General features: G+C 48.2%; 19 protein-coding genes and 3 tRNA genes. 6 read left to right on the top strand and 16 right to left on the bottom strand.

Features of this window, described 5'->3' with window-relative positions:
- Window positions 1-156: 156 nt before the first annotated feature.
- Window positions 157-567: a hypothetical protein gene (locus tag MOZ60_RS00205; RefSeq protein WP_370595219.1), complete on the bottom strand. Its 411-nt coding sequence runs from the start codon at window positions 565-567 to the stop codon at window positions 157-159.
- Between the two features lie 475 nt (window positions 568-1042).
- Here MOZ60_RS00205 and MOZ60_RS00200 point away from each other — a divergent pair, with 475 nt between their 5' ends.
- Window positions 1043-1546: a hypothetical protein gene (locus tag MOZ60_RS00200; RefSeq protein ID WP_370595218.1), complete on the top strand. Its 504-nt coding sequence runs from the start codon at window positions 1043-1045 to the stop codon at window positions 1544-1546.
- 573 nt (window positions 1547-2119) lie between these two features.
- Here MOZ60_RS00200 and MOZ60_RS00195 read toward each other — a convergent pair.
- Both MOZ60_RS00195 and MOZ60_RS00190 read right to left on the bottom strand, forming a co-directional pair.
- On the bottom strand, window positions 2120-3700 hold the full coding sequence (locus MOZ60_RS00195) for a glucose-6-phosphate isomerase (RefSeq protein ID WP_370595217.1): 1581 nt from the start codon (window positions 3698-3700) through the stop codon (window positions 2120-2122).
- Between the two features lie 116 nt (window positions 3701-3816).
- Window positions 3817-4044, bottom strand: coding sequence for a hypothetical protein (locus MOZ60_RS00190; protein ID WP_370595216.1), 228 nt, complete (start codon window positions 4042-4044; stop codon window positions 3817-3819).
- Window positions 4045-4175: 131 nt separating this feature from the next.
- Between MOZ60_RS00190 and MOZ60_RS00185 the strand changes: the two genes are divergently transcribed.
- The 4 genes from MOZ60_RS00185 to MOZ60_RS00170 all read left to right on the top strand — a co-directional run bounded on the left by MOZ60_RS00185 (window position 4176) and on the right by MOZ60_RS00170 (window position 8261).
- A complete protein-coding gene (locus tag MOZ60_RS00185) occupies window positions 4176-5366 on the top strand; it encodes a ComEC/Rec2 family competence protein (protein WP_370595215.1) in 1191 nt (396 codons plus the stop codon).
- A 69-nt stretch (window positions 5367-5435) separates the two neighbouring features.
- Window positions 5436-5512: transfer RNA gene (locus MOZ60_RS00180), tRNA-Glu, on the top strand.
- A gap of 8 nt (window positions 5513-5520) precedes the next feature.
- A tRNA-Trp gene (locus MOZ60_RS00175) sits at window positions 5521-5591 on the top strand.
- Window positions 5592-5753: 162 nt separating this feature from the next.
- Window positions 5754-8261, top strand: coding sequence for a DUF262 domain-containing protein (locus MOZ60_RS00170; protein WP_370595214.1), 2508 nt, complete (start codon window positions 5754-5756; stop codon window positions 8259-8261).
- Here MOZ60_RS00170 and MOZ60_RS00165 read toward each other — a convergent pair whose 3' ends face one another.
- Entirely contained in the window at window positions 8262-9323 is a 1062-nt protein-coding gene (locus MOZ60_RS00165; RefSeq protein WP_370595213.1) for an A/G-specific adenine glycosylase, read from the bottom strand.
- A gap of 85 nt (window positions 9324-9408) precedes the next feature.
- Between MOZ60_RS00165 and MOZ60_RS00160 the strand changes: the two genes are divergently transcribed.
- Window positions 9409-9482: transfer RNA gene (locus MOZ60_RS00160), tRNA-Gly, on the top strand.
- Window positions 9483-9561: 79 nt separating this feature from the next.
- Here the strand turns inward: MOZ60_RS00160 and MOZ60_RS00155 are convergent.
- The 12 genes from MOZ60_RS00155 to aroB all read right to left on the bottom strand — a co-directional run bounded on the left by MOZ60_RS00155 (window position 9562) and on the right by aroB (window position 19503).
- Window positions 9562-9732, bottom strand: coding sequence for a hypothetical protein (locus tag MOZ60_RS00155; protein ID WP_167836376.1), 171 nt, complete (start codon window positions 9730-9732; stop codon window positions 9562-9564).
- 128 nt (window positions 9733-9860) lie between these two features.
- Window positions 9861-10745, bottom strand: a complete 885-nt coding sequence (locus MOZ60_RS00150; protein ID WP_370595212.1) for a DegV family protein — start codon at window positions 10743-10745, stop codon at window positions 9861-9863.
- Between the two features lie 78 nt (window positions 10746-10823).
- Window positions 10824-11342 (bottom strand): Gx transporter family protein, encoded by a 519-nt coding sequence (locus MOZ60_RS00145; protein ID WP_108776068.1) that lies wholly within the window; start codon window positions 11340-11342, stop codon window positions 10824-10826.
- On the bottom strand, window positions 11339-11695 hold the full coding sequence (locus MOZ60_RS00140; protein ID WP_108776067.1) for a NusG domain II-containing protein: 357 nt from the start codon (window positions 11693-11695) through the stop codon (window positions 11339-11341). Before MOZ60_RS00140 ends, MOZ60_RS00145 begins: the two co-directional genes overlap by 4 nt.
- 86 nt (window positions 11696-11781) lie before the next feature.
- Entirely contained in the window at window positions 11782-12528 is a 747-nt protein-coding gene (locus MOZ60_RS00135) for an OapC/ArvC family zinc-ribbon domain-containing protein (RefSeq protein ID WP_370595211.1), read from the bottom strand.
- A 62-nt stretch (window positions 12529-12590) separates the two neighbouring features.
- Window positions 12591-13034, bottom strand: coding sequence for a type II 3-dehydroquinate dehydratase (gene aroQ / locus MOZ60_RS00130; protein ID WP_277009192.1), 444 nt, complete (start codon window positions 13032-13034; stop codon window positions 12591-12593).
- Window positions 13031-13903: a prephenate dehydrogenase gene (locus MOZ60_RS00125; protein ID WP_370595210.1), complete on the bottom strand. Its 873-nt coding sequence runs from the start codon at window positions 13901-13903 to the stop codon at window positions 13031-13033. The genes aroQ and MOZ60_RS00125 overlap by 4 nt, the downstream gene beginning before the upstream one ends.
- Complete coding sequence (gene aroA / locus MOZ60_RS00120) at window positions 13893-15161, bottom strand: 3-phosphoshikimate 1-carboxyvinyltransferase (RefSeq protein WP_370595209.1); 1269 nt, start codon at window positions 15159-15161, stop codon at window positions 13893-13895. Before aroA ends, MOZ60_RS00125 begins: the two co-directional genes overlap by 11 nt.
- The gene (aroF, locus tag MOZ60_RS00115; protein WP_370595208.1) at window positions 15158-16177 is read right to left on the bottom strand and encodes a 3-deoxy-7-phosphoheptulonate synthase; all 1020 of its coding nucleotides are present in this window, start codon (window positions 16175-16177) and stop codon (window positions 15158-15160) included. Before aroF ends, aroA begins: the two co-directional genes overlap by 4 nt.
- Window positions 16174-17409 carry a shikimate kinase gene (locus MOZ60_RS00110; protein ID WP_370595207.1) on the bottom strand — a complete coding sequence of 412 codons (1236 nt, stop codon included), beginning with the start codon at window positions 17407-17409 and terminating at the stop codon, window positions 16174-16176. The genes aroF and MOZ60_RS00110 overlap by 4 nt, the downstream gene beginning before the upstream one ends.
- The gene (gene aroC, locus MOZ60_RS00105; protein ID WP_370595206.1) at window positions 17406-18503 is read right to left on the bottom strand and encodes a chorismate synthase; all 1098 of its coding nucleotides are present in this window, start codon (window positions 18501-18503) and stop codon (window positions 17406-17408) included. The genes MOZ60_RS00110 and aroC overlap by 4 nt, the downstream gene beginning before the upstream one ends.
- Window positions 18496-19503: a 3-dehydroquinate synthase gene (aroB, locus tag MOZ60_RS00100; RefSeq protein ID WP_370595205.1), complete on the bottom strand. Its 1008-nt coding sequence runs from the start codon at window positions 19501-19503 to the stop codon at window positions 18496-18498. Before aroB ends, aroC begins: the two co-directional genes overlap by 8 nt.
- Window positions 19504-19529: the final 26 nt, after the last annotated feature.

Raw genomic sequence — 19529 nt, 5'->3', positions numbered from 1 at the left:
CACATGTCAGCTGCAGGTCACCCATGCATACAATCCCGTCCAGGATCACAACAAGCCTTCATAGTCTCTCTGTACTATCTTAAAAGCATGTCTTTTCTTTACCGGGATTTATCCTACTCCCGGCACGTTATCTGGTCAACCACAAATTTATTTTTTTCAGTCCTCCAGGACTTCCTGCACAAAGCGCTGCTTGGCATATTTACCGCAGGCTTCCTGGTTCAAGATAATCTCCGGACGCATATCATCCATACTGACAGAGACGCAGATTTCTTCTCCATTCAGCACTTCCGGTGCTGCGATCATCACAATCATGGACAATTCGGGATCATCCATGCCCTTCATATCCTGCAGGGACACTGTGGATCCAGAGACAACCATACGTACATCTGAACGTTTGCTGCCGGTATAAACATGCACACTCTTGGCGCCAATATCTTCATTGGCAATCAGGCTGCTCAGCCAGGAAGCTGCAGCCGCTGCCTTCTCTTCCAGTGAATCTCCAGACACAATGGCATCATCAAACTTCACATAGCACATCGGTCCGCAATATGTTTCTGTATACTTCATCTTCTTTAGTTCCTCCGCCACAAGGTTTTACCATAAAGCATCAAGAAAAAGAAAAGAAAAAGAAAAATCCGGCCATGTAAGCGCATACCTCACACATATAGGCATTAAGTACCCTGCTATATGAATGTAAAATCATGAATAAAGCATATATTTGAGCTATAAATATTATATATTCATGCATTATTATTCTCTTATGCACAAATAACAGAGCTAATCCATTAGCAACTGTTACAGGCCTCTAATGAATTATGAATCATAATCAGCCATCATTTATACTACTATATAGGTAGGCGTTAATTGGCAGATCTGTAAATGAAAGGAGAAAACGCATGAAAAAGATAATATTAAGTGCCATCTCTATAATGATACACTGCTATTCAACGTTAATCCTGTAGATGCAGATAATTCTGCCTCTAACACCACCAACCAGTCAGAAACTATCACTGGATCCTCATTATCAATCTCTGAAATCAGCATGATTGACAAATATGTTATTGTCCAGAACAATAGTTACGTATTGACCGTCCCTGAAGAGACAGCTATAGATTCAGGGGTACTGCACACAGCATACTCTATGCTGGAAAGAGCTAATCATTTTGTGTCTATCAACAGCTTCACCATTGATGAGGTTTCTAAAAAGATCGTATCCAGTTCCAATCCAGTAATAATGAGAGCTTATGCAGCACATCAAATTGATCAATTCTGGTGGGGAGTAAGACACATTTTTAGAACTAATGCAGCTGCAGAAGCATTTGCCAGTGATTTAGAAACATGTAGCACTGCTATGGGAAGTGTGTCTGCCGCATATGGTTTATTATTCGCTGCTGGTGCAGGATTAGTAGTATCATTAGGTGCAAGTGCGGTTAGCGCATATTGTGGTATGATTGCTAGTTCTGTACGGAGCAAAAAGCTTCAATATCCTAAGATTGAACTGGATATTTCATGGGCTTTTGTATACGGGGGTTATAGAGTGGAATGATTAGGAAATTACACACAATTCTGAGTAAAATTGCTGATGATCGCAACACCACCAAAGACTTGTTATTAAGTATTATTCTGATTTTCATTGGATATGTACTTTATAACATACTATGGATGATAGTAGATTCAGAATCAGCTATTCTTTACCGGGTTAACTTAGACCAATGCGGAATTCTTATGATCTTGGCATGGATGTTATATTTAATTTTAAGAAAACTCCATATCAAGAAATAAAATCCACTGTAGATCTGCCATTTCCTTGAACGGGCCCGTAACAGTTGCTAATGGATTAGCTCTTTTATAGGCTTTTTTTGTTTTTTTGTATTACCTTTACCAGAACATATTCAGCAGAGCCATTTCATGAGAGGCATAACAATCAGTCAGGGAAAAAATACGGTTCGTGTAAGCAAACAGAAGAATTTTGACGAGCATTCCTCTGGGGTGACTATGCGTGTTATTTGAACGGATCGGCTTTGTGTTTGTACGGATAGATATACAGCGAAAAAATGTGTAAGCATAAAAATGAGCTGCAACAGCTTATTCAACTGTTACAGCCCCTGAGAGATGATATTCAGATATTCAGCAGATCGCTGTAGGCAGCAAGCGCACCATCTGTCTGATGGGCAAGCACCTTCTTGGCAAGCACTTTGCCAAGCTGGACGCCTTCCTGATCGAAGGAATTGACATTCCAGGCAAATCCCTGGAACATGACCTTGTTTTCAAAGTGGGCAAGCAGAGCGCCAAGTGTTCTTGGTGTCAGCTGATCGCCGATAATAATGGAAGAAGGTCTGTTGCCGGCAAATCTCTTGTTCGGATTATCATCATCCTTGCCGGTTGCGAAGGCAACGATCTGGGCAGCCACATTGGCGCACAGCTTTGCCTGGGAAGTGGAGCCCTCAATGACATCATCCATACCGCACTGGTTCTTGCGGAAGCCAACAAACTGCAGCGGAACGATATTGGTTCCCTGATGAAGCAGCTGGTAGAAAGAATGCTGGCCGTTTGTGCCTGGCTCACCAAAGAGGATCGGGCCGGTCTTGTAATTCATCGGTTCACCAAAACGGTTGACAGACTTGCCGTTGGATTCCATGTCAAGCTGCTGCAGATGAGCCGGGAATCTGCTCAGTGCCTGTGAATACGGCAGAACAGCTGTGCATTCATAGTTCAGCACATTTCTTTCATAAACACCGATCAAAGCATCGAGCATTGCCGGGTTCTTGCGGATATCTGTTTCCTTTGCGGTCTTGTCTTCTGCTGCCATACCTTCCAGGAATTCAGCGAAGGTTTCCGGGCCAAAGGCCAGGGAAAGAACAGCTCCGCCGACAGCACTGGAAGAAGAATATCTGCCGCCAATATAATTATCCATATAGAATGCATCCAGATAGCCTTCGTTATGGGCAAGTGGAGAAGCCTCGGAAGTGACGGCAATCATATGCTTGGAAGGATCCAGTCCCTCTTTTTTGAGCGCATTCTTGACAAAGGTCTCGTTTGTCAGTGTCTCAAGCGTTGTGCCGCTCTTGGAAACAAGGATGAACAGAGCATGGGCAACATCGGTGCTGTTCAAAACAGCTGCTGCATCATCCGGGTCAACATTGGAGATGAACTTTGCATTCATCTTGAGCTTTCCATTTGCCTTTGCCCAGTTTTCCAGTGCCAGATACATGGCTCTTGGACCAAGGTCGGATCCGCCGATGCCGATCTGCACAACCGTTGTGAACTTCTCACCCTTCTCATTGGCAATCTCGCCGCTGTATACCTTCTTTGCAAAAGCAGCGATACGGTTCTGCTGTTCTACATAGAACTCTCTCTTGTTCTGACCATCCGCAATGACATCATTGCCAAGCTGGCCTCTGCACAGATGATGCAGAACATATCTCTTTTCACCGGTATTGACCATGCCGCCATTGTAAAGTTCGGCAAACTTGTCTTCCAGTTGTGCCTCATCCGCAAGCTTCTGCAGTACAGCAAGAACATCATCATTGACAGCCTTTGCAGCAAAATTGTAGGACAGTCCTTCTGCCATCGGCACTGTGTATGCCTTGACTCTTTCGGCGCCTTTTTCACCTGTCATTTCTGTCTTCAGATCAACAGCCGGCAGCTCTTTCAGTGCTTTGAAAGATGCCAGCTCATCGAGATTTTTCCAGTTAACCATCTTATGCTCCTCCTTTAGGATTACCTATATAATCATAGTATTTTAGCCCGGCTTGTCCACTTATTTTGTAACGGCATCCACATAGTCCTGCAGGCTCTTTCTTTGTTTTATCGTGATCACGCCATAGCTGCGCAGGCGCATCTTCTCGCGGTACAGGGATGATTCAGGCAGTGGGAAATCATCACATAATTGTCCGTATCATAATACAGAGAATGCAGTGTATAGTTGGGATAGACATCCGGCACGATGTATGACTTGATTTCATCAAGAAATACTGCGGCCTGCTCCTCTGTCAGATCAAATTTTTCTTCTGTACGCAGGAATGTTTCCGTTTCTTTCATCATCTTCTCTTCTTCCTGGGCAAAGAAAATATAAGTACAGTTTTTGTTAAGTGTCTGTTGGAAAGTGAAGATTGCCTGAAACTGGAAACCAGCAATGTTATCATGGCAGTGTCAAGAGAGGATCCTGTCACGCCATGCGTAATCTATATCAGAAACTTGTCGGTGTCTTCTGTACACTTTCTCTTTTCTTGTCCGGCTGTACTGCCGCAGGTACATCAGCTGTTTCTGCACAGTCTGCTTCCTCAGCAGTTCCTTCCGCATCTGCCCCTGCTTCTTCATCATCTGCACAAGTCTCTGCAGCCATTGCCTTGGAAAGTACAGATGGTGCCGGGTTTGAAGCAGTGATGCTGGATGTACATCAGGGCTTGTCCATCCTGATTCAGGCTGATGGACATACCATGCTGTTTGACGGCGGTCCGCGCAGCCGCTCATCCTATGTTGTCGCCTGGCTGAAACAGCACAATATCACTTCGCTGGATTATATGATTGCTTCACACTACGATGAGGATCATATTGCCGGCCTGGTAGGCGTTCTTCATACCGCTTCCGTGAATACGATTCTGTGTCCGGATACAACCTCGGATTCCAAAATCTACAATTCCTTTGTGCAGGCATCCCAGGGCATCAACACCGTTCATCCGGAACCCGGGCAGGCCTATGCACTTGGCAATGCAAGCTTTCAGGTCGTTGGCCCGATCGACATGTCCCTGCCATCGGACAACAACAAATCCATTGCCATCCGCATTGCCTATGGCGGCTTTTCCATGATCATCACCGGTGATGCCGAAGCAGAAGAGGAAGCAGATATGGTTTCATCTGGCTATACCCTGAAATCGGATGTGTATGCAGCAGGCCACCATGGCTCCTCCACTTCCAGCTCTGATGCCTTTGTCAGTGCGGTTTCTCCTTCCTATGTCTGGATCAGCTGCGGCAAGGGCAACAGCTATGGCCACCCTTCTGCCCAGGCACTGCAGGTATTCAAAGATCACGGTGCCCAGATCTTCCGTACAGATGATCAGGGTGAAGTAACGGTTTACAGCAATGGTACAAACTATTGGTTCTCATGTGATCCGGATACCAACTGGACACCCGGCCAGACAGAAGAACAGCAGGCACAGAGTACACAGGCAGCGCAGACTGATACATCCGATACATCCACAAATGCTGAGACTTACTATATCCTGAACACTTCCACAAAGGAGTTTCACCGTCCGGGCTGTTCTGCTGTCAAAAAGATGAAAGAGAAGAACAGGCAGGAAAGCAGGCAGAGCCGGGATGAATTGATCCAGATGGGCTATACGCCATGTGCGCTGTGCAATCCGTGATCGGAATGGAGAAAATAAATCTTGCATCTGATCGGAGCGTATGTTACTATCAATGAGCACCATTTGTGTGGCGAGTTGGTGAAGCGGCTTAACACACCGCCCTTTCACGGCGGCATTCACGGGTCCGAATCCCGTACTCGTCACCATTTTTAATAGGGGTATCGTACAATGGTAGTACATCGGTCTCCAAAACCGTTGATGGGAGTTCGATTCTCTCTACCCCTGCTAATGAGAAGGCATTGTAGTGGTGCCTTCTCATTTTAGTATGTAAGATACGATTGCAGATGGTCCACGGCATCATGCAATCTGTGTGATAAATAAGAAAAGACAGAGATTCACTTCGCTATACTGCCATTTGAATACTCTGATCGTGAGGTAATTTCAACAATGCAAAAACAGCCTGTCAGAGGCAATCTCTCTGACTTTATTAAAGCGAACATGGGTTCACAGTTTGTGATTCCTGTGTATCAGCGCAATTATGCGTGGAATCCTGAAAAGGAAACAGCACGCTTTATGGATGATATCCAGGATCTTCTGGTGCAGACAAATGCATCCCATTTTCTTGGCATCATCATCTACATGGAAACAAGTCTTTCCGGTGTATTCCGGCAATTGCAGATTGTGGACGGCCAGCAGCGTCTGACAACTGCGTTTATCTTTCTGCTGGCTCTAAAGAAAACTGCTCTGGAAAAGAACGATGAAGAGACAGCCGGCATCATTGATGACTACTATCTGTTTAACAAGCATGCACCGCAGAATGCAGCACTGCGGCTGAAGCCGGCAGTATCAAGTGATGATGTGTATGCCAGGCTTGTCTATGGCAATGTGGACTCTTTCAGCCAGCACGATAAAGACACGTATGTATACCGCAACTATGAATATATCTGCCGGCGGATCAGAAAACTTGCCGAGATATATTCTCTGCAGCAGATTCTGGATACGCTGTCCCGTGTCGACATTCTGGAGTTTCCCCTTTCTGCCGGAGACAATGCCCAGCAGATCTTTGAGTCCATCAATGCGGCTGGTGCCCCGCTGACATCTGCCGATCTGATCCGCAATTATATTCTGATGAATCATCCGGATGACCTGCAGGAACGGCTGTACAGGATGTACTGGCAGCCGCTGGAGCAGCAGTTTACGGATTCCAGACGTCTGGAAGAGTTCTTCCGCTATTATCTTGCCATCAAGACATACAGCCTGCTGTCCAGGAAAGATGTCTATGAAGGGTTCAAGCAGTACTGGCACAGCAGAAAGGAATCCACAGAAAATCTGCTGCAGGAGATCAACCGCTATGCAGGCTACTATGATCGGATTTATCACGGCGAAATGGAAGGAACGGAAGCAGAGGCAGCCTGTGCTGCATTCCGCGTTTCTGCCTCCCGTCTGCCTGCTCCCTTTCTGATGGAAGCAGCACGCCTGTATCTGCAGAATCAGATTCCGGAATCTGCTTTTGCCAGAACGGTATGCCTGATAGACTCTTATCTGACCAGAAGAGCATTATGCGGCATGGACAACTCACAGCTTGGCCGCTATTTTCCGATCCTGCTGCGCAGTGTGATGCGCACATTTACAAAAACACATGGTGACTTCCATGCTATTACGGTCAATGATCTAGTGACTTATAACCGTTCCAATGCCAATGTGATGCCTACTGACGAACAGCTCAGGGGACAGTTGAAAGAAATCAATGCCTATTCTCTGATGGTCCTGCGGCCGGTGCTTGAACGCATTGAGCAGGACGGTGCCAGTGTGAAGGTCGATACATCCAGCCTGAATATTGAGCATATCATGCCGCAGCATCCTAATGCCTGGTGGAAAAAACATGCGGGTACGGCAAATGAGGATGAATATGCGTTCTATGCCAATCTGATCGGCAATCTGACTCTGTGTGCCCAGGATGATAATACACGCATGGGCAATGAAGACTTTGCCTACAAGAAGAAAATTCTTGAAAAGACAATGCATATCCGTATGAATACGGAGATCCTGCAGTCTCCTGTCTGGAATAAGGATACGATTCTGAAACGGTGTGATGAACTGGCTGAACGCATCATTGCGATTTATCCGTATGAGGAGGAAAATGTACGGCAGGATGAGCGTACCGAGGATGATGTCCTGGTGCTCTCCTCGCCCAGTGCCAATGCCCGGGCAATCTTTCATCACAGCATGAATATTGAAGTGCTGCCTGGTACTGTGTTCAAAGCCTATGGCCAGCGGGATATGCGCCGCATGCACAGAATGTATGATGATTTCCTGGCAAGAGGCATCGTCAGTGAAGATGACAGCGGTATGGCGCACTTTGTACAGAATGCAGAATTTGCCAGCCTGAATGAAGCAGCGCAGTTTCTGATGCATCGAGGCGGCGAAAATACATCCGCATGGACCTATGAGGATGGCAGAAGGATCGGCGGCACAAGCAAGGAACTTGCCGAAGCAGTCAAACGAAAAAAGGAGGCAGTTAATACGGAAGATATACAGAAGAAAACAAATCCTGAAAAACAGGAACACAAACAGAACAGAAAACCGGTGCATCACCGCAGTACACATACAGCGGATGCACACGGTAAACATGCACATAGTGAAAAGAAAAGCCGGCCTGCAGATACAAAGCCGGTAAAGAAAGCCGCACATCAAAATGCGTCTGGACATGCCCATACAAACACAAAGGCAAAGACTGGCACCCATGCAGGGAACACAAAGCACAGATCTGCATCTGTGAAAGCAGCTTCTTCTAAAAAGCCAGGTGCACAGACAAACCATCGGGTTTCAGGAAAAGCTGGGAATCGTTCTTCTTCCCGCCGCCGGAACAACCGCGGCTTTGCCCCGCAGTCTGCACATTCTCTCAGTGAAAAGCAGACAGTTGCGATCACCCGGTTTGCCGGTCAGGGCAGCTGACTAGCCGTGCAGTGAATACCAGTCAAGATATGTTTTGAATGCGGAAGGAACGGCACAGTTTGCCAGTTCCTTTTTTGTAACCAGAATCCAGTCAGATGGCAAAGCAAGATCCGCCTGCGCGCATTGAATTTCCCAGGCATGCATATGCCATTCCAGATGGGTAAAGACATGCCTGGCCTCAGGCAGTGCACGGATATGTACGGGCGCAAAGCCAAGTGTCTCCACCTGGTGCAGGATCTTCTTTTCATCCGCAAAGCCATCCATGGCCGGGAACTCATACAGACCTGCCAGCAGTCCTCTTTTGGGGCGCTTATGCAGCAGAAAGCGCTGGCCGTCTTTGATGATATACAGTGTCCGTTCCACAATCCTTCTGTCTTTTAATGAAGAACGGTACGGAATATGATCCCAGCTGCCATGGCTGCTGGCAAGGCAGGACATACAAAGCGGGCAATGGGAACAGGATGGTGTGCCATTGGGTGTGCATATCGTTTCACCAAGCTCCATCAATCCCTGATTGAATGCTTTGACAAAGGATGGATCATGATCCTGTTCAAAGACCGTCCTGATGGCTTTTTCAGCTTCCTGGCGGACAGATGGCAGGCGGACATCTTCTTCGTTTTCAACATAGCGCGATAAAACACGCAGCACGTTGCCATCCACCGCGGGAACACCAATGCCAAAGCTGATCGAAGCAATAGCCCCTGCTGTATAGGGGCCGATGCCAGGCAGATGCTTCAAAGCATCCTCATCCGCAGGAAGTTCGCCATGATAATCCCTCATCAATACAATCGCGCATTTCTGCAGATTTCTGGCTCTGGCATAATAGCCAAGTCCTTCCCAGAGTTTCATCAGTCTGTCTTCAGGACATGCAGCCAGCGAAGCAATATCCGGCAGTTCCTGCATGAAGTGCTCATACTTTGGCTTTACTGCTTCAATGCGGGTCTGCTGCAGCATGATCTCACTTACCCATACATGATAAGGATTTCCTGTATCACGCCATGGCAGATTCCGCTTATGTGTCTGATACCAGTCTGCCAGATTGACGGCATCTGTTAGTTTCATTTCAAACATGGCTCTATTGTAGCAAATCCCGTCAGAAAACTTCATGTTTCCAAGTACGGTGCTTTTCGCTATAATCAATATATACGCAGACGTAATTCAATGGTAGAATGTCAGCTTCCCAAGCTGAATACGCGGGTCCGATTCCCGTCGTCTGCTCCATAGAATACCGGATGGTGACAGATCTCATGATCCGGTTTTTCTTTTTTCCAACTTAAAAAACCGCATCTGCGGTTTCTCTTCATGGATGCATCAGCCTTTGTTTTTTCTGCTGGCGGGATGACATCCCATAGCTGACCATTGCCAGAACCAGTGTTGCAGAAGTTGCGGCCAACAGTGCCTTTTCGGTAGGCTTCAGTTTGTTCCAGCTGATCTTGGCCAGTTCGCTGACTGCATCAATAATAATCTTCATCTTTGCGTCCTCCTTCAAGACATCTGTCTTTGAAATAATCATAGCGGGCAGACGTATTGTTTTCAATCAGCCATCTATGTGCAAATGTCTGCATATTATACAAAAATAAAAAGCTGTGCAGCCACAGCTCAGGCCTTCGGTTCTCTGCCCTTTCCATAGATGACAACAGCCAGAAATCCAGGTCCGATATGTCCCATGATCACCGGGCCAAGTCTGTACAGTCCAACATTGTGCAGATCCGGATAAGCAGCCATGAATTCCTGACGGAATGCCTCCCCGTCTTCCTTTTCACCAGAGAAGATCAATGCCGTTTCATGCTTTGACGTCTCATCTGTCATAGATTTTGCGACATCCTCAATCAGGGTATGCAGGCATTTCTGTCTGCCTCTGATCTTGTTATAAGCAACAAGTTTACCATCATCATCCACGATGATCAGCGGCTTGATGGAAAGCAGAGATCCAACAATGGCAGACGCATTGGAAAGCCTGCCGCCGCGGCGCAGCCACTTGAGATCATTGACCATGAAACGGCCGACAAAGTTGTTCTTGTTTGTTTCAATCCAACTGACAACTTCATCAAAATCACTGCCGCTTTCATGCATGGCAACTGCCTCTTTCAGAAGTAAACCAAGAATCAGTGTCACTGCGTTTGTATCAATCACGGCAATCTTTCTGTCCGGATATTTTTCCTGCAGATCACGGGATGCCATGACAGCATTGGAAAAAGAAGAAGACAGCGCTTTTGTCATATCAAGAAAAATAATATCCCTGCCCTGCTGCAGGATCTTCTCAAAGAACTGCTCATAGGCATATACAGAAATGGCAGCTGTAGAAACCGGCTTATCCTGTTTCATCTGATCCAGAATAAATTCCTTTGTTTTCTCTGTGCAGTCATCATTGTAGGAATGATCATCGATAATAAATGTATATGAAATAAATGGAACCTGATGTTCATCAAGCCAGGTGCGGTCCAGATCACAGGTTGATGCAGTTGCAATCACATAATCACGCATGGTTAACTCCCCTTCTTGCAAGCCGATGGTATTTTACCATGGCTGCAAAAGAAAAAACAGGGCTGTCAAAGCACCTGTTCATGCCAGTGTTTCTTTGCGCAGGGGATGAATTCTCGCCAGTACCATTTTTGCAATGATGCCGGTAATGATTCCCATTGGAATGGATGCCAGCAGCAGATATGGCAGTAAAACGGCAATACCAGGCTGCATGTAGAACAGAGCCACAATAATTACCTGTCCACAGGAATGGGCAACGGCACACAGAATCGATGTAAACAGCAGAGATGCATGGAAATGATCCAGGATGATCAGGACAATGCTGGATAAGACAACGCCTCCCAGCGAGATCCAGAATACCGAGCCAAAGATCGTGCCCTGCATCAGTGTGGATATGACAACCCGCATGGTATTGACGATAATCATATCCCTGACGCCAAGCAGCTTGATGGTAATCAGAGCAATGATATTGGCAAGGCCGATGCGCAGAATGCCAAACAGCAGCGGTCCGATGAAGATGGACTCCACCAGAGAAAGTGTGATTGCCATGGCAGAAAGCAGTGCCAGCCAGACAAAGTGTTTCGTCTTGTTATTTCTCATTTGCTGGATGAACCCTCCTGCACAACCACAATGTTGTTTGGCAGGCAGGTGATCGGCAGATATTCGCCAGGTCCAACCCAGCCCATCTGATGGCAGATATGATTCGGGCACTCTTCATTGGTCACATGCCACTTGTCATCCTTGACCTCTACATCCAGGGTCCCATAGTCACCTTTAACGGTATAAACCGCATCCTTGGCAGGATCAAACTCTTTCACAATCTGATCGCGGTAATAAATCGCAACCGTCACACCAGATCCAGCATTTTTCTTCTGTATCAGTTTGATGATGCCCAGGGCAGCCACAGCCGCCACCACCAGCACAATTAAAATCTTAATTTCTTTCTTCTTCATATTCTGCTAAATATCCCAATATCAGACATACAGCCCGACATGGACCATATTCTAGCATTTTCAGTCAGTCTTTCCAAATTTCCAGCTTATTCATCAGCTGTATATGTCACCCATTCACCGCCATCATCCGCAATCCATTTCTCACTGCCGATGCAGTACCATGTATAGCTGCCATCTGTTTCAATCTCATACACATCATACTGATCATCCTTCTGCACAATGCCAAGCACACCGGCATCCGTATTAGGCTCGGTTCTGATCTTGATCGTATCCGCAGTAATGACAGCCTTGCCAATCGGCTGGCCATCGGCTCTGGCAGTTTCTCTGGCAGCCTGGGCACTTGCGGATGCCGTGGCATCTGCAGTTGGAGAAGCTGAAGTAACAGCCGTCTTTGCCGGTTTTCTGGATACAGCTGCCACGATACCGACAACCAGCACAATCACGACAAGTGCGCTCAGGATCATGATCAGCATCCGCGTGACAGGCGGAAAACGCTTCAGCAGATGTTCGAGGTTCACACCTGTATGTTCCCCCTTTTCAGATGCTTTCATTGTTTCCGTTTTCTTTTTCGGTGTCTTTTTCTTCTTCGGCATCTGTTTCTTTGATGGTTTTTGCGCTGCTTCATCTTCTGGATCACGCTGCATAGTATGCTGGTTTCCTGTCAAGGGAAACAGCTTGGTTGTATTTTCATTGCCATCCGGTGCCCAGTCCAGTGTCTGGGTTTCTTCCTCCGGCTCATCGACAATCGTAAAATCTGTGGTGCCGCAAACCGGGCATTTCTCTTTCGACATAGGAACACGGGTGCCGCACCCTCTGCAGACTTTGTATTTCATTCTTCTTCACTTGCCTCTCGTGTTTATTGTACCTTTTACCGCCCGAAAAAAAACAGAGAATCTTACTTCCCTGCTTTGGCTGCTGCAATCGCATCCATTGCCTCTACATAACCTGCAAGGCCATGGCCCTTGATCTGGGTAAGACAGTATGGGGCAGCATAACTGTGATGACGGAATTCTTCGCGGCTGTTGATATCACTGATATGAACCTCCACAACCGGAATCGGTGCAATGGCTTTTACGGCATCGGCAATGGCAATGCTTGTATGCGTATAAGCACCCGGATTCATGACCACGCCATCATAGCCATTGAAGTACGCTTCCTGAATCCAGTCTACCAGATCTCCCTCATGGTTGGACTGGCGGCAGTCTACTTCAATCTTTCTCTTCTCTGCTTCCTGCTTGATCATCTCGATCATGCACTGATACGACACCGTCCCATAAATACCCTTTTCACGGATGCCGACCATATTCAGATTCGGTCCGTTCAGCACCATCAGCTTCATTTCTTTTCTTCTCCTTTTTCCTGATCCTTGTTAAAAGCTTTACGCCGCTTTGTTGCCAGCATGAGCTTCTGTTTCATGCGGTCATAATCCTCATCCTGAATCAGCTTTTCAAACGACTTCATCTCTGCCACAAAGGCATCAATTTCACGGCTCAGATTATCCTTGTTCAGCACAAACAGCTCCGGCCACAGTTCTTCATTGATGTTGGCGATACGGGTCAGATCACGGAAGGAATCACCTGTATAGGCAGCCAGATGTGTATTGTCTGCCACATTCATAAGGGAAACAGCAATGACATGTGTTAACTGTGACAGAAAGCCGATCATGCGGTCATGTTCTTCCGGGCTGAGTTCTGCGATGCGTGAAAAGCCAAGAATTTCTGCCAGCTGATGGGCTGTGGCAATCGCAGCAGCCGTATTGTTTTCGCCAGGAACGATGATGAAGTTGGCACCATGGAATCGCTTTTCATCTGCATAGGCAAGACCGCGGCTTTCCCTTCCCGCCATAGGATGGCAGGCAATATACTCAACGTCTTTGCGCAGCTGCTGATTGACTGCCTGCATAACCTCACGCTTGACGCCTGTCACATCACTGAGCAGACACCCGGATTTCAATACATCCTGATGCTCTTTGATCCAGTTGATGAATGTATGTGGATACAGACAGGAAACGACAATATCGCAGGCAGACAGAAGAGATGGATCCATGCTGCCTTCCGTAATCCAGCCGTTTTTTTCAGCTTCCTGCAGAGCGGATGTATTAATATCAACAGCAAGCACTTTGTAGTGTTTTGCGGAAAGTGCCTTGGCATAGCTGCCGCCAAGAACACCTAAACCGATGATGCCAAATACGGTTGTGTCAGTGATCATATGAAATCTTCGCTCCTGTACGGGCGAGATCCTGATAGAAGTCCGGGTAGCTTTTGTTTACTGCCTGGGCATCTTCAATCGTGATGGGCTGCTCACTGCAGGCTGCCAGAATGCTTAATGCCATGACAATGCGATGATCGTTATGGCCAAGCACTGCTGATGGCCGCAGGGCGCCCTTCCCGCCGTGTACGTATACTGTATCACCATCGTCTTCCAGCATACAGCCAAGCTTTGCCATTTCTTCCTTCATACAGGCAATCCGATCACTCTCCTTGATGCGCAGTCTGCCTGCATGCAGAAATGTACTGTCACCCCTGACACAGGCGGCCATGGCAAATTCCATCGGGCCTAGATCCGGGCAATCCCCCAGATCAATCACAGCCCCATGTGGATCAGCGGCATGGATATGGTAGCCGTTGGGAATTTCGCTCACTTCAGCGCCAAAGGCACGCATATGATCCAGTATGACATGATCACCCTGGTGAGAGTCATGGTCCATATTGAGGATGTCACCGTCTTTGTCGCTGATCAAAGCCAGAGCCGCAAAGAACGCTGCCTGGCTGTCATCACCCGGCACCGTATAAGCGGGCATGTGATAGGTCTGATTCCCCGGGACTGTAAAGGTATTGCCCTGCCGGTTCACGCGGATGCCTGCTTTATGCAGGATATCCAGTGTCAGACCGACATAGCTTTCTGATTCAAAGGGTTCTGAAACGATAATCCGGCTTTCACCAGGCAGCAGCGGCAGTGCAAACAGCAGGCCGCTGATAAACTGGCTGGAAACATCTCCTGCCGCCTGATACGTACCGCAGGACAATGGTCCTTCTGCATACAAAATGTCACCTTGTTTTTCAAAGCGCAGACCCTGTTTTGCAAAAAGATCTGCATAAACAGACTGGGGCCGCTGCATCAGCCGGCCATGTCCTGTAAACGCTGCGGTACCGGGCTGGACAGCAAACAGAGGAATCAGAAAACGAAGTGTGCTGCCGGACTCACAGCAGTCAATGGGCTGCGCAGGAATTGCACCATGACTGCAGCCATGCACAAGCCAGTCTTCTCCATCTTTTGTAAAGGAGGCGCCGCGCATCTTTAGTGCGTGCATGGTTGCCGAAGTATCGTTGTTGTCAGCCACATGATGAAGGCGGCATCCTGTACTGCTTAATCCAGCCGCAATCAGTGCCCGGTGGGACAGGGACTTGCTGGCAGGAAGACAGACAGAAAAGTCATGCAGGTTTCCTTTTGAGACAGTGACGTTCATCTGACTTCACGGTCAACCGCTTCTGCCACTCTGCGGCAGCGCTGCACAAGATGGGCAAACTTTTCCGGCTTGAGTGACTGGGCACCGTCGCTCCATGCACATTCAGGATGATCATGTACTTCAATGATCAGGCCATCTGCACCGGCTGCCACCGCAGCCAGTGATACGGCTTCCACATACTTCCAGTCGCCGGTGGAATGGGAAGGATCGATGACAATCGGCAGATGTGTCTTTTCCTTGATGATTGGAATGACGGCAAGATCCATGGTGTTGCGGGTATATTTTTCAAATGTGCGGATACCTCTTTCACACAGTATGACATTGGGATTGCCGGAAGCCATGATATATTCAGCGCTCATGATCCAGTCTTCAATTGTTGCGGACATGCCTCGCTTTAACAGCACCGGTTTCTTCATTCTGCCCACAGCCTTAAGCAGATCAAAGTTCTGCATGTTTCTGGCCCCGATCTGGACAAGATCGACATTTTCTTCGAATTCCGGAATGTGCTCAGCGCTCATCAGTTCAGAAACGATCGGCATGCCTGTCTTTTCACGTGCCTTGACCATGTCCAGGATGCCTTCATAGCCAAGTCCCTGGAAAGAGTATGGTGAAGTACGGGGCTTGTAAGCACCGCCGCGCAGGATGCATCCGCCGGCATCCTTGACTTCCTTTGCGATACGGACAACCTGCTCTTCTCCTTCTACAGAACACGGGCCGCCCATAATCACAACCGGTTCTTTGCCGCCGATTGGAATGCCGGCAACATTGACAATTGTATCCTGGGGATGGAACATGCGGTTGGCCAGCTTATACGGTGCGGAAACTCTCTGGACATTCTCAACCCATTCATTGGCCAGAATGTCACGTTCATCCAGGTGGGCGGTATCACCTACCAGGCCGAAGACGTTGAAGTCTTCGCCAAGAATCATATTGACCCGCAGGCCTTTACTCTCGAAATTGGCGCGGATCTTCGCAACTTCCTGTTCAGGTGCATCTTTCTTTAATGTGATGATCATTTTCGTTCTCCAATCTTCTTCAGTATCTGTTCTGCTGTATCTTCCAGAGTGCCATTGTTTTCCACCTGGATATCACTGTACATTTCGTACAGCCCTCTGCGCTGTTCATAAAGCTTTTTCAGCGAAGCCTCATCAGCACTTAACGGCCGGTCACTGCTTGGAAACAAACTGTTTCTCTGCAGCCACACAACCACGCCATGCTGTGATAACACCTGCATGTTTTCCGGATTTTTGATAATGCCGCCGCCGCAGGAGATGATCACGCCTTCTTTGCTTGCAAGTTCTCTGGCAAGTCTGGTTTCCTTTGCACGGAAATATGCTTCACCATGGGTTTCAAAACATGTGCGGATACTGGTGCCAAACTGCTGTTCCAGCAGTGTATCCATGTCGTATACCTGCTGCCCGCTTTGCTTGCCAAGCATCTGTGCCACGCTGCTTTTGCCAGAAGTCGGCATGCCGATCAGGACGATATTGCGGCGCTCTTTCAGCAGTGTGCCAAGGCAGGCATCGATACGCTCCTGCGGGACTTTCTGCCCGGTAAACAGGGCATCAGCTGCGGCTGCCTGATATACCAGCATGCCAAGCCCGCCCGTCGAGGGCATCCCTTTGCAGGATGCCTGAAAGCAGAGCTTTGTACGCAGCGGGTTGGCAACGACATCCACAACCCCTTCCAGATGTTCAAAGACATCCAGATCCGCCGGTGTTTCATCCATATGCGGAAACATGCCAACCGGTGTTGCATTGACCAGGAAGGAAAAACGGTTCTGCATGGCATACATCTGCTGGTAGCTGATCATGTCATCATGGGGATGCCTGGATACCATCACCGGTATGCCGCCAAGCTGTGATACACCAGCCATGACTGCCTTGGCAGCACCGCCGCTGCCAAGCACAGCTGCATGCTTTCCTTCCATATGCATGCCGGCTGTTTTAACGAGTTCCATAAATCCATCACAGTCTGTGTTATAGCCATACAGCCTGCCATCACGGTTGATGATGCAGTTGACAGCACCGATCTTTTCGGCCGTGGGGCTGATTTCATCCAGCACCGTCATCACTTTTTCTTTATATGGAATCGTGACATTGATACCCGTAAAATCTTTCTTTTCCAGAAACGGAATCACTTCATCTTCTGACAGTTCCCAGTTCTGGTAGTGTTCATGAATCAGCATGTCATGAATCTGCCATGACCATGAATGGCCAAGCGTTTTACCAATCAGTCCCAGTTTCATCCGTGAAAATACTCCCTGCCAAATCGTTCCATCATGAAGTCTGCCATAACAAGACAGGTTACACTGTCGGCAACCACTCTTGCCCGGTGGATGATGGCTGGATCGTGGCGGCCATGAATGGCAATCTTCGTTTCTTCTTTCGTTGCAAAGTTAACGGTATCCTGAACCTGCGCAATGGACGGTGTTGGCTTGATGACAGTCTGAAACAGAACAGGCATGCCGTTGGTGATGCCGCCATTGATGCCGCCATTGTGATTGGTCACCGTTTCAATCTTTCCGTTTCTGATGCAGAAGGCATCATTTGCCTGCGAGCCTTTCATGCCTGCAAAGCCAAAGCCTTCACCAAAGCTGATGCCTTTGACAGCCGGAATGGAGAAAATACCATGGGCAAGCTGACTTTCAATAGAGTCAAACTCCGGCTCGCCAAGTCCTGCCGGCAGTCCGATGACGGCTGTTTCCAGGATGCCGCCGACAGAATCCAGCTGTTTTCTGGCTGCTTCAATCTCTGCCTGCATGGCTTTGGCAGCCATATCATCCAGCACGGCAAACTGTTTCTGGTTCAGCTGGCTGATCTGCTCTTTGAGATGTTCGCTGTCAAATGGCAGATCATCAATGCCATGAAGCTGTCTGATATGGCTGCCGCAGAGAATTCCTTTTTCAGCAAGCATATGCTGGACAATTGCGCCGCAGGCTGTGATCGGTGCGGTGAGACGGCCGGAGAAATGACCGCCGCCGCGGGGATCTTCGAAGCCATCGTACTTGATGTGGCCGGTATAGTCCGCATGGCCTGGACGGGCAAGATCTGCCAGGGATGAATAGTCTTTGGAATGTACATTGCTGTTGTCGATCACAAGGGCAATGGGTGTTCCCTCACTGTATCCGTCTTTGACGCCGGACAGAATATGAACCTGATCGGCTTCCTGCCGTGCGGTGGAGATTGTACCGACTGCCCTGCGCAGCTGCATGCGTGAGGCAATGTATTCCTCATCAATCTTCACACCGCCTGGCAGGCCATCCAGTATGGCGCCAATGGATGGTCCGTGGCTTTCTCCAAACAACGTGATTTTCAAATGCCTGCCGAAAGTATTACTCATGGTACAGCCTCTCTTTCAGTTTTGGCAGCGGCCAGTCTTCCAGATGGCCTTTGCCAATCTCATCTACCTGCACAATTGTGACATGATCATGGTCTGCCTTCTTGTCATGGCATAACAGCTGATAGACAGCTTCAGGATCATATGTGCAGGAAACCGGGCAGTTCATCCGTTCCAGCACTGCCTGCAAGCGTCTTTTCAGCTCTGGGTTATTCATGATCATCATCATACCCATGCCGACACATTCTCCATGGTAATAGCCGTTCAGGCCAAAGTAGGATTCCAGGGCATGGCCGTATGTATGACCGAAATTCAGCAGTTTGCGGATGCCGCCTTCCCGTTCATCCTGCTCCACGACATCTCTTTTGATCTGCAGACAGCGTGCAATGATTTCATCAATATGATCCAGATAGTCATCGTGTTCAAAGATGGCAAACAGCTGTGGATCAAAAGTCAGTCCTTCTTTGACTGCTTCCACCAGGCCATTGTGCAGATGACGCACAGGCAGTGCTGCAAGCAGATCGGGATCTACCAGAACCAGATCAGGCTGCCAGAACGCACCGATGCTGTTTTTGACGCCATTGAAGTCAACGGCAGTCTTGCCGCCGATGGAAGAATCAATCATGGCAAGTGAGGTCGTCGGGATATTGATATACGGAATCCCGCGCATGTAGGCTGCGGCCGCAAAACCTGCCATATCGCCGGTGACGCCTCCTCCTAATGCAATCACGGTATCTTTTCTGCCGAGATCATGCTCTAACATATCTTTGAGAATCTGCTGCCAGGTTGTCAGATTCTTGGATTGTTCACCATGCGGAAACACATACATGGCAGCCTCCGGGTACTGCTGCTGCAGCGTATTGCGGAAGGCAGCAGGCACACCGTCTTCTGAAACAAGATAGACATGGCCATGACGGCCGATCAGGCTGGATGCCTTCTGCAGCAGACCGCGTTCCAGCATGACAGTATACTGTTTCTGTTTTGTCTTTACCTCGATTTCCATTGTTCCTCCTTGAACAAAAAAGCCAT

This window comes from Grylomicrobium aquisgranense, assembly GCF_033971865.1.
Lineage (GTDB): Bacteria > Bacillota_I > Bacilli_A > Erysipelotrichales > Erysipelotrichaceae > Bulleidia > Bulleidia massiliensis.
Note: the sequence above shows the minus strand (reverse complement) of the source record. Positions and strands in the feature narration are given on the sequence as shown.